Annotated in this window: 12 protein-coding genes and 1 tRNA gene; 8 read left to right on the top strand and 5 right to left on the bottom strand. The window is 41.2% G+C overall.

All coding sequences use genetic code 11. The features are described from left to right. Nucleotides 1–45 precede the first annotated feature (45 nt). From HX021_RS17940 to HX021_RS17920, 5 genes are all read right to left on the bottom strand, one after another. Entirely contained in the window at nucleotides 46–420 is a 375-nt protein-coding gene (locus HX021_RS17940; RefSeq protein ID WP_286591925.1) for a DUF6686 family protein, read from the bottom strand. 233 nt (nucleotides 421–653) lie between these two features. Beyond that, a complete protein-coding gene (hpf, locus tag HX021_RS17935) occupies nucleotides 654–1,013 on the bottom strand; it encodes a ribosome hibernation-promoting factor, HPF/YfiA family (protein WP_286591924.1) in 360 nt (119 codons plus the stop codon). A 14-nt stretch (nucleotides 1,014–1,027) separates the two neighbouring features. Beyond that, entirely contained in the window at nucleotides 1,028–1,891 is an 864-nt protein-coding gene (locus HX021_RS17930; RefSeq protein WP_353621059.1) for a tyrosine-type recombinase/integrase, read from the bottom strand. A 121-nt stretch (nucleotides 1,892–2,012) separates the two neighbouring features. Beyond that, on the bottom strand, nucleotides 2,013–2,207 hold the full coding sequence (rpsU, locus tag HX021_RS17925; protein WP_046672133.1) for a 30S ribosomal protein S21: 195 nt from the start codon (nucleotides 2,205–2,207) through the stop codon (nucleotides 2,013–2,015). 90 nt (nucleotides 2,208–2,297) lie between these two features. Continuing rightward, entirely contained in the window at nucleotides 2,298–2,930 is a 633-nt protein-coding gene (locus tag HX021_RS17920) for an HAD family hydrolase (protein WP_286591922.1), read from the bottom strand. Between the two features lie 88 nt (nucleotides 2,931–3,018). Between HX021_RS17920 and HX021_RS17915 the strand changes: the two genes are divergently transcribed. From HX021_RS17915 to HX021_RS17880, 8 genes are all read left to right on the top strand, one after another. Beyond that, nucleotides 3,019–3,092: transfer RNA gene (locus tag HX021_RS17915), tRNA-Ile, on the top strand. Between the two features lie 160 nt (nucleotides 3,093–3,252). Then, nucleotides 3,253–3,711, top strand: a complete 459-nt coding sequence (locus HX021_RS17910; protein WP_286591921.1) for a hypothetical protein — start codon at nucleotides 3,253–3,255, stop codon at nucleotides 3,709–3,711. Between the two features lie 154 nt (nucleotides 3,712–3,865). Further along, a complete protein-coding gene (locus tag HX021_RS17905; protein WP_286591920.1) occupies nucleotides 3,866–4,546 on the top strand; it encodes a sigma-70 family RNA polymerase sigma factor in 681 nt (226 codons plus the stop codon). After that, nucleotides 4,476–5,561, top strand: coding sequence for a FecR family protein (locus HX021_RS17900; RefSeq protein WP_286591919.1), 1,086 nt, complete (start codon nucleotides 4,476–4,478; stop codon nucleotides 5,559–5,561). Before HX021_RS17905 ends, HX021_RS17900 begins: the two co-directional genes overlap by 71 nt. A gap of 199 nt (nucleotides 5,562–5,760) precedes the next feature. Then, nucleotides 5,761–9,066, top strand: coding sequence for a SusC/RagA family TonB-linked outer membrane protein (locus tag HX021_RS17895; protein ID WP_286591918.1), 3,306 nt, complete (start codon nucleotides 5,761–5,763; stop codon nucleotides 9,064–9,066). 13 nt (nucleotides 9,067–9,079) lie between these two features. Next, nucleotides 9,080–10,621, top strand: coding sequence for a RagB/SusD family nutrient uptake outer membrane protein (locus tag HX021_RS17890; protein ID WP_286591917.1), 1,542 nt, complete (start codon nucleotides 9,080–9,082; stop codon nucleotides 10,619–10,621). A 72-nt stretch (nucleotides 10,622–10,693) separates the two neighbouring features. Continuing rightward, complete coding sequence (locus tag HX021_RS17885; protein WP_286591915.1) at nucleotides 10,694–13,105, top strand: glycoside hydrolase family 95 protein; 2,412 nt, start codon at nucleotides 10,694–10,696, stop codon at nucleotides 13,103–13,105. A gap of 58 nt (nucleotides 13,106–13,163) precedes the next feature. After that, nucleotides 13,164–14,798 carry a beta-N-acetylhexosaminidase gene (locus HX021_RS17880; protein WP_286591914.1) on the top strand — a complete coding sequence of 545 codons (1,635 nt, stop codon included), beginning with the start codon at nucleotides 13,164–13,166 and terminating at the stop codon, nucleotides 14,796–14,798. Nucleotides 14,799–14,824 lie beyond the last annotated feature (26 nt).

Genomic DNA, 14,824 nt, shown 5'->3' with positions numbered 1-14,824 from the left:
CACCGCTTTTACGTTGTAATATATTGTACTATTCTATGTTATTTTTTAGGCAAAGACAGCAAATGGGGACATTTGCAAACAGGTTCTGACGACACTATTCAATTCCATCATAAATTTGGCGCCATCCAATAATTCCCGCAGTTGAAGCACATCCTCCACAGCAAGTATAAAGCAGCGTTCGGTACGAAAAGGCATAATAATTTCAAAATCAGATGAACGCGTCGTATCATTGATCATATGTTCCACATCGATTGCATCAATACGTTTTTTGAATGTAAAAAAATCTGACACCGAAAAAGCAGTTGTCTCCTGATTATACTCCAACCAGAAACAATTTTTACGGCTGCATTGATACACTGCTCCAGCGGTGGTTGAAAATACTTCTTCAACATTTGCTAACGGACAAACCAATTCTGACATTTCTATTACCCTTATCTTTTAAACTGACCAAAAGTAAATATTATTTATAATCAATCCAAGTAAAACTAAACATTATTTTGATTTAATATAAATAAAATGGCCCCGTCAGTCTGTTGGTTAATCCGTGCCCAAAGCTGTTATGGAGCCAGTAGACCATCCAATCCGTCCACAATAAAAAAGGAGGCCAGTTCATGGCCTCCTTTTAACTAAAAATGTGTATCTATATTTTAATTTTAATCGTACTCTTCCTCTTCTTCCTCTTCGATGGAAAGTACTTCTTTACGATTGCTAATAACGGTATTTTTTGCTTTTGTTTTGTGTTTATTAATCTGTCTACGCAAGGATTCTACGGCCAGATCCGTTGCCTCCTCAAAACTTTTTGCCTGTCCTTTGGCAAAAAGCTGGCTTCCGGGGATATTTAATTTAATTTCCGAAATCTTATTCGCTTCGTCATCGACATTTTCCAATCGCAGATAGCATTCACCACCAATGATTGAATCCAAAAACTGCTCTAATTTTCCTGTTTTCTTTTTAATGAATTCGATTAACTTTTGATCTGCATTAAATCGAATGGATTGCACAGTAATGTTCATTTTTCCTCCTTTTTTTAAGCTTTTGGATGAGCTTGTTTATAAATTGACTTCAGTCGTTCTGCCGAGTTATGCGTGTACACCTGCGTTGCAGCAAGCCCCGCATGCCCCAACAGTTCTTTGATTGCATTTAAATCTGCCCCATTATCCAATAAGGCTGTTGCGAATGTATGTCTCAAAATATGAGGGCTCCTCTTACCTTGAGTGGAAATCAGTGTCAAATACCGATGCACAATATCGTAAATCAGTTTGGCATAAGCTGGTTTCCCTTCTTTCGTAACGATCAGTAAGCTGTTATTAGTATCAACAAATTGCGCTGCTTTTTGTTGCAAATAGTTTTTCAATTCTTTTTGTAAAAGATCATTGATCGGAACCAGGCGTTCTTTGTTCCTCTTACCTAATATAAGGATATTTTTATTAAAAAAATCAATATCCTGTTCCTTAATCTTTAACAATTCCGCCAGCCGGATCCCGGTTCCGAAAAGCAATTCCATCACGAGATAATTACGGCATGATTCGAAGTCTTCCCGCTCTTGTTCCAAATGGTCCAGCAAACGCACCAATTTTTCCTTTTCAACCACCACAGGCAATTTCTTTGCTGTCTTCAGCGCCTTGATCAGAGTCATCGGATTTTTAGCGATGCATTCCTCCCGTTGAAGAAATTTAAAATAAGTTCTCAAAGAAGACATACTACGGTTGACCGAGCTTGCATTTTTGCCCCCTTCCATCATCTGCGCAAAATAATGACGTAAGTCCCGGTACTCCACTGCCCCGACCTCCAGACCTTCCACCGTTAAAAAAGACTGAAACATCTCCAACTCATGCCGATAAGCGATCACTGTATGTTCCGAATATCTTTTCTCAAACTGTAGGTACCTCATGAACTCCTTTTCCAACATAATTTCCCTTGCTATACTATCCTTAAATTACAAACTTAAAAGCACAAAAAAAAGGGAAAAGCATTGCTTTTCCCTTTATATTTTAAAATTCTCAGCGAATCAATTAGTTAGCCACATCTTGATTCAAAGATTGTTTGTAAATCGCTTTTTTCACTTGAATGCGACGAGTTACAGATCTCTTTTCGTAAGCTTGACGTGAACGCAACTCTCTTAAAACTCCAGTTTTCTCGAATTTCTTTTTGAAACGTTTCAATGCTCTATCTAAAGATTCTCCTTCTTTTACATTTACGATAATCATGCGTTGTATATACCTCCTTTCGTCGCTTTTAAAATTTAAAGTGGGACAAAGGTACGATATTTCTATTAAATATGAAAAGAAAAATAATTTTTACAACAGCTCAAATTGTTCCAATAAAACCGACAATGGTTTCTCCTTGGTACACAAGGCCGTATGCCAACCAAGCTGGCTGGCTGTTGCCAAATGCTGCGGGCTATCGTCTATAAACAATGTTTCCGATGGATTTAGCTGTTGTTCATCCATCACTAATGTAAAGATTTCGGCATCGGGCTTACGCATGCCGACCAAATGTGAATAATAGGTCTTCTCGAAAAAGCCCTCATTATCGGCGACACCATATTTTTCACGAATGTCATTCATACAGTAGGCATAATGTATCGCGTTATTATTGCTCAATAAAAAGGTACGGTATTTGGCTTTCAATTGCAGCAATATTTCATGGCTACCTTTTGGAACACCAACAAGTAAACTATTCCAGGCCGCATCGATCTGTTCATCGGTCAGGGCAGGATTTTTGGTCAATCCGCGGATCCCCGCCCGAAATTGCGCAGCATCAATTTTTCCCTTATCAAAATCGTCAAAAAGTGCACTTTGACCATGATGTCCAAAAACTTCATCCACATTTTCTATACCTAACTGAGTAAAAGCAGCTTTCAATTTTACAAAGTCGATCATAAAGATCACATTCCCATAATCAAGAACAATATTTTTAATTTTTTCCATCGAATTATTTTGAAATATCGATACAAATATCGATAATTGCATCGTCAAAACGGCACATCAAACGCTTAAATTGACAGAACAAATATCTGCTCCTATAGCTCAGTCGGTTAGAGTAGAAGACTCATAATCTTTTGGTCCCTGGTTCGAGCCCAGGTGGGAGCACAAAGCAAAAAGGGCTGCTTTTCTTTAAAGAAAAGCAGCCCTTTTTGCTTCTTTCCCTCAATTTTTATCGTTGAGACAATCCTAGGCAAGCTACACTCATGTAGCATAATAGCCTTAAGACTCGTATAATACTGTACTAATCAAACAAACATCCTCAAAAATGAAAAATTATTTAAAATTATTAATTCTATCCATTGCTTTTATTTCCATTACATCTTGTAAAGATGACGAGGAAGAAATACCACTATGTCTGAACTATGTATCCTTAAACGCTAATATAAATTATGTAGATGATACAGGTAAAGACTTAATCTTTGGAGACAGCCCGGTGTATCCCCATGAGAAAATTAAAATATATAAAATATTAGCGAATGATGAACCATCTCTCATCTCTTTTACAATCAACAAGGATTCAAAATGTCTTATAGTCCCTTTAAGCTATGAAGAAAATGGAACATTTTATATTGAACTTAAACCAGGAGTTACAGATAAGATTACACACACTGCAAAAATAAACGAAAATTCTCCATGCGGTGAATACAAATTAATAGATATAAAACAAAATGATCTTTTGGGGCAATACAATGAAAAGACTCAAGTCTGGACTTTAAAAAAATAGAATAAAATCTTTAAGAAGCTTATACTCCTGTTGTACGGATACTTTGTTACGTTTCTCCATGACTTAACAGGCACTTATTCAGCTTGCATCCCTGGTCTTATAACCTATGTAAAAGATATTTACTATCTTGCAGGCTGCAACGAAGCAGATAACCATGTTTCTTAAACTACTGACAGAAGAACAGAAAAGGCGAATAGCGATAGACAGGGAGGAGCCCATTTTTAAAGCTTTTTTCATAGCCAATTTAGGGGCATTGGAAAACTATGCTTTAAATTTTGTGAAAGATGAACACATTGCAGAAGATATTGCATCAGAAGTGATGTGGAAAATGTGGCATTTAGGTTCTGATTTAATATCCATTGTGTCTGTAGAAGCCTACTTGCTGCGTGCAGTAAAGAACAAATGTCTTAATTATTTACGTGTCCAACAAGCCCATCTTGTCGGACACGACGAACTTGCAGCGTATCCGAATGCTGATTATCCCAGTCCGGAAGATGATTATATTTCAACGGAAAAAGTAAGGCAGATCGAACAAGCTATTGAAGCCCTTCCACCCAAGACTCAACAAGCTTTTAAGTTGGTCAAAGATGAAAATTACACCTATAAGGAAGCTGCCAACATCATGGGAATTTCTACTAAAACCATCGACCGTCATATACAGATAGCTCTCCAAAAGCTATGGGCTACAATAAAAAATAATTTATCTCCCATTGGGGACATTGCCATCTCGCTGTGTCTTATAGAATATAGACTGGCTTTACACGATGTTAGCAGAAGAGGACGATTATTATTTAGAACTACTAAAAAAACACCTGGAGGGTACGCTTTCACTTGAGGAGCGTGACGCTTTGCATATTTTGATCAAAGATGATCCAAATAGAGCATTTTTTTTGAGTTACCTGAATGGTCATCAGGCAGATGATGAAGCACGGATAAAAGCCGAGATCATTTATGAAAAGACACAACCGAACGATTTATACCTGAAAGCGTCTACGCCCAACAAACCTTTCATTATCCGAAAAATATGGAAAAAATACCGTTATATCGCAGCCGCTGCTTGTGTCGCCTGCCTCTTAAGCTTGCTCTGGTTTACAGATAAATACCATTCTCCGGTGGAGGCAAGCGAAGAATGGGAGCAGATCGTGGCCGACAAAGGCGAACGCAAATTCTTTCGGATGAGTGATGGAACAGAAATTTGGTTAAACAGTGAAAGTACCTTGCGAATAAAAAAAGGCTACGGTAAAAAACATCGTATCATTGACCTCAAAGGAGAAGCCTACTTTTCAGTTGCCAAGAATAAAGAGCTGCCTTTGCATGTACATGCCCTAGGCAATGAAATAGAGGTATTGGGTACTGTCTTCAATGTTAGGGCTTATCCGGAAGAAAAGAAAATGGCGACATCATTAGTTGAAGGGAGTGTAAAACTGCATGTAGATGGCATACATGGGAAACGCGACTATGCCATGAATCCGGGAGACAAGGTTGAGATACCGAATAAACAGATCGTTAAACAGCAGATTAAAGCTCCTTTTAGAAATGATGCGGCATCCTCTCGAATTGTAGCTGATGATGTGGACTATAAAAAGATTTCAGCAGAAAATGAGGAAGTTTCAGAACTGATGTGGATTAATAACAAACTGGTTTTTAATGATGACCCATTGGAATATATGGTCAAAAAGATGGAACGTTGGTATAATCGGACTATCGTCATTGAAAATGACCGTTTAAAAGAAGAATCATTCTCAGGTGTTTTTCAGGAACGGAATTGCGAGCAGGTGCTGGACTTATTACAACAAACCGGAGGGAAATTTAAATATAAAGTTGAAAATGGAATTATCTACCTAAAATAACCACATATGACATAAAAGACCTATGATAAAAAGAATAAGGGTATACCAAGATGATATACCCTCGAATGTTTAACCACGAGCATCGTGCCCTAGGAAAGTGAGATGCTCTATTGATCAATTTTTAAGCTTTAAAAGTATGAAAAAAAACTCACATGCTGAAATTCATGTGCCAATCCTCTATTACCTAAAATGGCTCTTCATGATTAAGTTAACCGTATTCCTTTTGATGGCTTTTTCTTGTAATTTGTTTGCAAGCCCATCAAAAGCACAGGGGACGATTTCTGTTCGCTATCACGAAATATCGCTAAAAAACCTTCTTTTGTCTATTGAGGAACAAACTGACGTTTCATTCATTTATAATGATAACCTCATTCGGCATATCCGGTTCAAAAATGTAGACGTTTATAACAAACCATGGAATAAGGTCTTATTACCGCTATTGGAAGAAGAAGGTCTGACTGCAGATCTGATCAAAGATAATCGTGTATTGCTTCGGAAAAAAGCTGCGCAACAAGAATTGGTCGCATCCGGTAAGGTTACTGATGACCAAGGGAAGCCTTTGGCATCGGTTTCCATCAAGCAAAAAGGAAGTTCACGGGCTACACTGTCGAATAGTGAGGGGCAGTTCTCGTTAGTGGTGGATAAAGAGGATGCTGTTCTCCAATTTACTTATGTTGGCTATTTAACGAAAGAGCAACCTTTCCAACGCGGCAATATCAATATCGTTTTGACGCAAGACCTAACTCAGCTGGAAGAGGTCGTTGTTGTCGGTTATGGGACACAGAAAAAGGTCAATTTAACCGGTGCAGTCTCTTCTATTTCAGGCGATGAAATGGTGAAAAGGCCGGTTACAAATCCGAGTACGATGTTGCAAGGGCAGATGCCAGGCGTGCGCATTGTACAGGGACTTGGCCAACCAGGAAGTGAAGGTGTCCAGATCCGGGTACGTGGACAAGGTACCTATAGCGCCGCCGGGTCGGATCCCTTGGTCCTGATTGATGGTGTACCGGGTTCGCTAGCTGCATTGAACGCAAATGATATCGAAAGCGTATCTGTGTTAAAGGATGCTGCGTCCGCATCTATCTATGGCGCGAGAGCCGCTAACGGGGTTGTGCTTGTAACGACCAAGTCTGGTAAAGAAGGAGGATTTAAGATCAATTATAATACAAATGTTGGGTTTCACTCGCCAACAAAAATGCTCAAGCTGGTAACTAATTCTGCCGAATATATGGAATTGTTCAACGAGGCCAAAGCAAACTCAGGTATTTCCACTGGGCTATATACCGATGAGATGATCAATGCTTACCGCAATGCAACGGACAGAACAAAATACCCCAACTTTGACTGGTTAGATTATATGTTCAATACGGCCACGGTACAAAATCATAGCCTGTCGCTAAACGGTGGGAATAAAGGAACAACGTATAATATTACAGCCGGTTATATTGATCAGCCCGGCACCATGAAAGGATTTAATTTTGAGAAATATAATTTCAGGACAAATATTAAGTCTCAGCTCAAAGATTGGGTTACCATAGGTGTAAACCTTGCCATGGAAAAAGGCAATCAAAAAAATCCAAGACAGAGCCAGGACGATGCATTCCTGTCGACCTTGGCACAAGCACCTACTTATGCACCATTTTTACCCGATGGAAGATATGTGAGTTCAGCTTATAATTTTGAAAGTTATAATAAAAACATGGTCGCGATTGTGGAAAATGACGTCCTACGAAGAACCACCAATTATGATGTTCAGTCTCAGGTATGGGCAGATATTAAACTGGCCAAGGGGCTGCAATGGTACTCAAAACTTGCGGTAAACCTAGGTGACGTTTCTTATAAGGACTGGCGCCCGGTCGTCAATCTGTATGACTTTCACTCGGGCGATTTTACGAGAACATTAGACGTGGGTGGGGAAGGTCTGATTGCCAATAATAGCAGAAATTACTATACAAATCTGTTTTCTTATTTGAAATACGATTTCAATCTTGCGCAGAAACATAATTTTGGCGTACAAGTCGGATATAGTCAAGAGTACAATAACTACCAGTACTTACAGGGCTATCGCCAAAAATATATCACAAATAATCTTCCGGAGTTAAACGCAGGAACCGCAGCTATTCAGACCGCTGAAGGTAATACCACAGAATGGGCCCTACAGTCCTTGTTCGGTAGAGTAAACTACAATTTCTCAGAGAAGTACCTACTCGAAGCAAATATCCGTTACGATGGGACATCACGAATTACGAAAAACAGCCGCTGGGGCTTCTTTCCTTCATTCTCTGCAGGATGGCGAGTCTCAGAGGAGGAATTTATTAAAAAAGCAGATTTCAATTGGTTGACCGATCTGAAATTCCGGGGCTCATATGGTCTGTTGGGTAATCAGAATATCGGTGGAGACTTTCCTTATCCCTATCAGGATTTATTGAGCTTTATTGGGGATTATCCATATGACAACTCCGTATTAAGTCCGGGAGTAGCGCAGACCGCTCTTTCTAATTCCTCCATAAAATGGGAGTCTACTGCTGTGGCCGATATCGGTGTCGATATCCGCTTGTTCAATAAACTGAATATTACTTATGATTGGTACAGAAAGCATACTTATGATATTCTGCGTCAGGCCCAAGTAACAGGTGCATTGGGCTTAACCGCTCCTTTTATCAATAGTGGGGATATGTTGAATACAGGTAATGAACTTTCCGTTCAATACAATGACAGAATTAATGACGGTTCACTTGAGGGCTTAACCTTTGGCGGTGGCTTTTATGTTGATATGTTTAAGAATAAACTTATCAAATTTGGCACACGTGAAATTGATGGCTATATGATCCGTGAAAATGACCTTCCGTACAATTCGTTTTACATGCTGGACGTTATCGGCATCTTCCAGACAGAAGAAGAAATAGCCAACTCTCCAAAACAATTTTCAGGTGAGTTTCGTCCAGGTGATTTCAAATATCGGGACGTCAATGGGGATAATGTCATTGATAACGATGACCGCACCATTATTCCAGGGAGATTTCCAAAATTCGAATATGCCTTTAATGGTAATGTTTCCTGGAAGGGCGTTGATGTTTCCTTTTTATTGCAAGGTGTAGAAGGTAGAAAAATCTTTACGGACGGATGGGGCTTGGAACCTTTTATTCAGGGAACACCACCTACGGTAGATTTTGTCAATAACCGCTGGACGGGCGCAGGTAGCACGAATGAAAATCCACGCTTATATTTCGGCTGGGACGGAACGAATCCCAATAGAAGACCAAGCACCTGGTATCTGCAGGATGCATCATTCTTACGTCTGAAAAACTTGACGATCGGATATACACTTCCGCAACAATTGACATCAAGGGCGAATATCAATCGCGTAAGAGTTTATTTTGCGGGTGATAATCTTTTCACCGTTACCAAATTCAAAGGATTGGACCCAGAGCGTTCGGGTGATGGCCGATTTGCACAATATCCGCAGAATAAAATTATTTCGTTCGGACTAAATATTGAATTCTAAATAAGGAATAAAAATGAAAAAAATTATATATGCTCTACTGGTTGCTTTAAGTTGTACGGCTTGTAATGACCTTGACTTAAATCCCAATGACAGACCTTCTTCGGGTACTTTTTGGCAAACACAGGAAGATTTTGACCTTGCACTCACAGCAAGTTATGGCAGTATGCGGCGCAGCGGGTATTCCACTACCATGCCATGCTGGGATAATCTTACGGACAATGCCTACGGCCAACATGCAGAAGGACAATATGGAATGACGACCAATATGGTTCAGGGAAGCTTAGATCCTACTTCATCTGGCTTCGTGTCGGACACTTATCTAGGAGCTCTACAAGATGTGGCACGAGTCAATATTTTTCTGAGCAAATTGAAAGAATTTGCGGGATTTGATGAGGATTCGAAAAAACGCTATGAAGCTGAGGCACGCATGATCCGTGCATTTTACTACAGTTTTCTGTATCGCAGCTATGGGGAAGTACCGATCGTCAGTGAACCGCTGACGCTGGAAACACAATATCAGGAAAAAAAGCCTGCCGACGATGTCTATAAGTTTATGATGGATGATATTGATTTTGCGATCACGAACTTACCGGAAAACACCTTTAAGGCTGCAAAAGGCAGATGGACCAAAGATGTAGCAAAAGCGTATAAGGCACGTATGATTTTATATACTGCCTATAATGATGCCGGTCAGGCGATCCAGGCTAAAATGAAAGAAGCAAAAACATTGTTGAGCGAAATTTCTGGCTATTCCTTGGCTAATGACTTTGCTGACAATTTTAACGATGCTGCCCAGGAAGCGTCACCTGAGATCATGATGTCGGTGAAATTCCTGGCCCCGAATGCATCTTCATCTGCCGATATGTGGTATGGTGAATGGGTCGTCTCAAGCCCATTGATCAATTTTATCGAAGAATTTGAAATGCTGGACGGCAGCCCCGGTTTGGCTGTTCCAAAGAAAGGGACAAGTAAGTTTACCATCAATTCAGATGTATTTACAAACGCGTCATTAACCAAACGGGATCCCCGATTGGCAAAAACGGTATTCATTGACAAATATGTTATCAATGGTGTCGCGTATACTCCGAGTAATGCAAGGCCAACAGGAGCTGGAGTAAGTAAATTCTTGTCACAAAATCAAATTGCTCCCTTTGGTTATAGTACGTTAAGTCAACAAGACTGGGTTATCATGCGCTATGCAGATGTCTTATTAATGCTTGCCGAGGCCGAAAACGAACTGAATGGTCCTACTGCACTCGTGTACACATCGCTTGACGCAATACGCAAACGGGCTGGTATGCCCAAGCTCCCTGAAGGGCTGACGAAAGATGTCATGCGGCAAAAAATCCGCCATGAAAGACGGGTGGAACTTGCCTTCGAAGGACAGCATTATTTTGACCTGAAAAGATGGAAGACCGCTAAAACGGTGCTGAATGCGGTTCAAGATGCACCGGTCGTCTATAAATTTGAAGATAAACATTACCTATGGCCATTGCCTCAATCAGAAATTGACAAGAACCAAGGAATTCTGGTCCAGAATCCAAATTATAAATAGCAGCCGAGGAAAGATGCCCAAATGCTTTTTGGGCATCTTTTTTATCTATTCATGATTAAAAAATATACAGCTATGATGAGGAGTCTATTCATCTTTTTTATAACAATATGCGTGCTTTCGGGTTTTGCGCAGCAACCTGACGAGCTGACATTGCGCTATCATGTACCTGCCACAGCATGGGAAGAAACACTTCCCCTAGGTAACGGCCGTATCGGCATGATGCCAGACGGCGGGATTGATACGGAACTTATCGTATTGAATGACATCAGCATGTGGTCTGGACGTAAAGACCCGGAAGCAATTAATCCCAAAGCATTTCCATATTTGCAAGAGATCCGGCAGTTGCTACTTGCTGGAAAAAATATGGCGGCACAAAAACTCATGTATGCACACTTTCGCAGCGGAGGGCAAGGATCTGCTCTCGGTCAGGGAAAAGACGCCCCCTACGGTTGCTTTCAAATGCTCGGAAATATGCACATTCGCTATACCTATCCCACGGCGGAGAAAACTACGAACTACGAGCGTGAACTTTCATTGAATAACGCCATCGCCTCAACCAAATTCACAAAAGGAGACGTCACTTACCAACGGGAGTATTTTGCATCGCATGCCAATGACATACTTGGAGCCCGCATCGTCGCGGATAAGAAAAAATCTGTTTCAATGGAGATTAGCCTAAGCAGGCTCGAACGGGGGAAAGTTTGGGTAAAAGACAACACTATATTCATGGCGGGACAGTTAAACGATGGGGATAACGGTAACAAAGGTGTACAGTATATCACAAAATTACAGTTAATCCATAAGGGTGGGAATTTGATCACTGGCGACAGCTCTCTTGCTGTCAAGCATGCAAACGAAGTGGTCATCTTAGTCTCCACATCAACTGACCTGCTGGATGAAAACTACAAGAAAACTGTGGATCATCTGCTGGCAAAAGCAGCGGAAAATTCCTTTGATAAATTAAAACAGCGACATACTGCATCTTACCAAGCTAAATTTAACCGGGTTGAACTAAACTTAGGTTTGCAGGATAATGTTGCCTCGACTCCATCACGGCTTGCGCATTTTCAGGCTGGTGATGATCCAGCGTTTGCTGCACTGTACTTTCAGTTTGGACGGTATCTGATGATCAGTGGGACGAATGAAAAATCGCTTCCGCTGAATCTGCAGGGCCTATGGGCAAACCAGATACAGACCCCATGGAATGGAGACTATCATCTGAATATTAACCTACAGATGAACTATTGGCCAGCCGAAGTATGTAATCTTTCTGAACTGCATAAACCGCTTATCGACTTTACCAAGTCCTTGGTACCATCGGGAGAAATTTCTGCTAAAGAGTTTTATGGTGCCCAAGGCTGGGTAGCGCACATGATGAGCAATCCCTGGAAATTTACTGCACCGGGTGAACATGCCTCTTGGGGTGCCACCAATACAGGTGGAGCGTGGTTATGTGCACATCTTTGGGAGCATTATAATTTCACCCAAGATAAAAAGTATCTGAAGACTATTTATCCTATTTTGACCGGGGCTGCAGACTTTTTCCTGAGCAGTATGATTGCTGAACCCAAGCACGGCTGGCTGGTAACAGCTCCATCTACCTCACCTGAGAATGCTTTTTATGTACCAGGGAGCAAAGAGCGGGTATATGTCTGTATGGGCCCGACGATGGATGTGCAGATCATCCATGAGCTATTTACCAATATCCTTGCCGCAGCAGAAATTTTGGGTATAAGGGATCAACATACGACCAGAATCAAAGAAACTTTATCAAAGCTTCCCCCGATGCAGGTCAGTCCAAAAGGATATTTACAGGAGTGGCTTGAGGACTATCAGGAGGTCGAACCCAAACACCGCCATGTATCTCATCTATATGGATTGTATCCTTCCAATCAAATTTCTCCCAGTACCACCCCCGATTTGGCTGCTGCTGCCCGAGCAACACTGAATCGTCGTGGCGATGAGGGTACGGGATGGTCCAGAGCATGGAAAATCAATTTTTGGGCAAGGCTGCAGGATGGTAACCGTGCTTATAAGCTATTAAAAAGTCTGCTGGAACCGACTTCAGGCAGTGAAGTGAACATGAACAGCGGCGGCGGGACATATCCCAATTTATTTTGCGCTCATCCACCATTTCAAATAGATGGTAACTTTGGGGGTACCGCTGGCGTTGCGGAGATGCTGATCCAAAGTCAAAATGGATATATCGAAGTGCTTCCTGCGCTTCCCGACGTATGGGCAGATGGAAGCTTTAAAGGCCTTCGTGTACGTGGAGGGGCTGAAGTCAATGTGAAATGGGCGAATAAAAAAATTACCTCATTAACATTACAAGCTTCATTAAAAAATAGCTTCAAATTGAAAGTTCCTGCAGATATCGCCTCGATCAGGCAGGGTACAAAAAGCTTGACCATAGAAAATGGGTTTACGAACATCCAGATGAACAAAGGAGAACGTCTCGAGCTTAAAATGATTTATAAACACTAGCACTAAAAGTTGTTGATCAATACATTTTAATTTGAATCAATCAGCAAAACTTTATACAATGAAAATACTATCTTATCTATTTACGATCTGTTTAGCATTGACTTCAGTGGCCAAGGCGCAGGAAAATACTGCAGCACTGATGCCACTGCCCAATCTAATAAAAACTTCCTCAACCAACAACAAACTTGATATCCGATCAGCAACGAGTTTCCATTACAATGCACAAACACTTGATTTTGCTGCATCCCAATTGAGCAAGGTCCTGCAACAGCGATTACAGCTGCAACTCTCCGCCGAACTAAATACAAGGTCTGCGAGTAACCTGGCTGTCCAGCTGCTACTGGATCCCTCCATACAGGGGGCTGAACATTATATACTCGATATCACGGAGAAACAGCTTTCGATCAAAGGCAGCACACCTGCTTCTGTGCTTTATGGTGTATACACACTCGATCAGCTGCTCCTGGGGGATGCTGCAGCTACCCAACAAAAATTGATTACGCCGATTTTTATCGATGATAGCCCCCTATTTCCCTTGCGCAGCCTCATGCTGGATCCGGCACGTCACTTTATCCCTGTTGAAGATGTCAAAAAATATATTGATCAGATGGCCAAATATAAGTTCAACGTATTGCAGCTCCACCTGACTGACGACCAAGGCTGGCGCATTGAAATCAAGAGCCATCCTAAACTTACACAAATTGGAGCTTTCCGAAAACCAAAAGAAAAAGCAACGGCTGGTGATAATGGCTTTTATTCTCAAGAACAGATCAAAGACCTGGTTGCTTATGCTGCCAAACGGAATGTAGAAATCATACCTGAAATCGATGTTCCAGGCCATACCGTGGCCATGCTCACGGCCTACCCCGATTTAAGGTGTGACTTCCAAAAAGATGCTGTTTTCGACATCGACAGCACTGAACATAAGATGTTGTCTGCAGCGAATCCTAAAGTATATTCCTTGCTGGACGACGTCCTCAAAGAAATTTCATCCTTATTTCCCTCTAAAAAAATCCACCTGGGCGGTGACGAATCTGACATTGCATTAAACTGGGCAAAAAGTCCTGAACACCAGGCACTAATGAAAAAGCTTGGCTATAATCAGCCCGAGCAGCTTATGCATTATTTCTTTAATAAGGTACTGGCTGCTGCAAAAAAATACAACCTACATACCATACTATGGTGTGAGCTCGATAATGTGCGTATGCCCGCCAACAAGTACCTATTCGATTATCCCCAACATGTAACTTTGGTCAGCTGGAGAAATGGGCTGACACCAAAATGTATCGAATTGACGGGAATCCATCAAAATGCTCTCATTCTGGCTCCAGGTGAATACTGTTATTTGGATTATCCTCAATATAGTGACGACTTTCCGGAAAAAGGTAACTGGGGCATGCCCATCACCACGCTGGAGAAGACCCAAAGCTTCAGGCCATTATATGATCTGCCTAAAGACAAAACGGATCATATCATCGGCATTATGGGTACCATATGGGGGGAAGCTGTAAGGGATATTAACAGGGCTAACTATATGACTTGGCCGCGGGGACTAGCATTGAGCGAAGCCGCATGGACCAAGCAGGAACTACGCGGTTGGGACTCCTTCAAAAAAAGGATGTATCCCAATATTTTGGAGCTAATGAAAAATGGCACTTCGGTAAGAGCTCCATTTGAAATAGTCAGTAAATAAAGTTCACCTGAAGAGTTAAATCAATA

It is taken from the genome of Sphingobacterium sp. N143 (genome assembly GCF_030325625.1).
GTDB lineage: Bacteria > Bacteroidota > Bacteroidia > Sphingobacteriales > Sphingobacteriaceae > Sphingobacterium.
The sequence above is the reverse complement of the archived record's forward strand: the minus strand, read 5'-3'. Positions and strand labels throughout refer to the sequence as shown.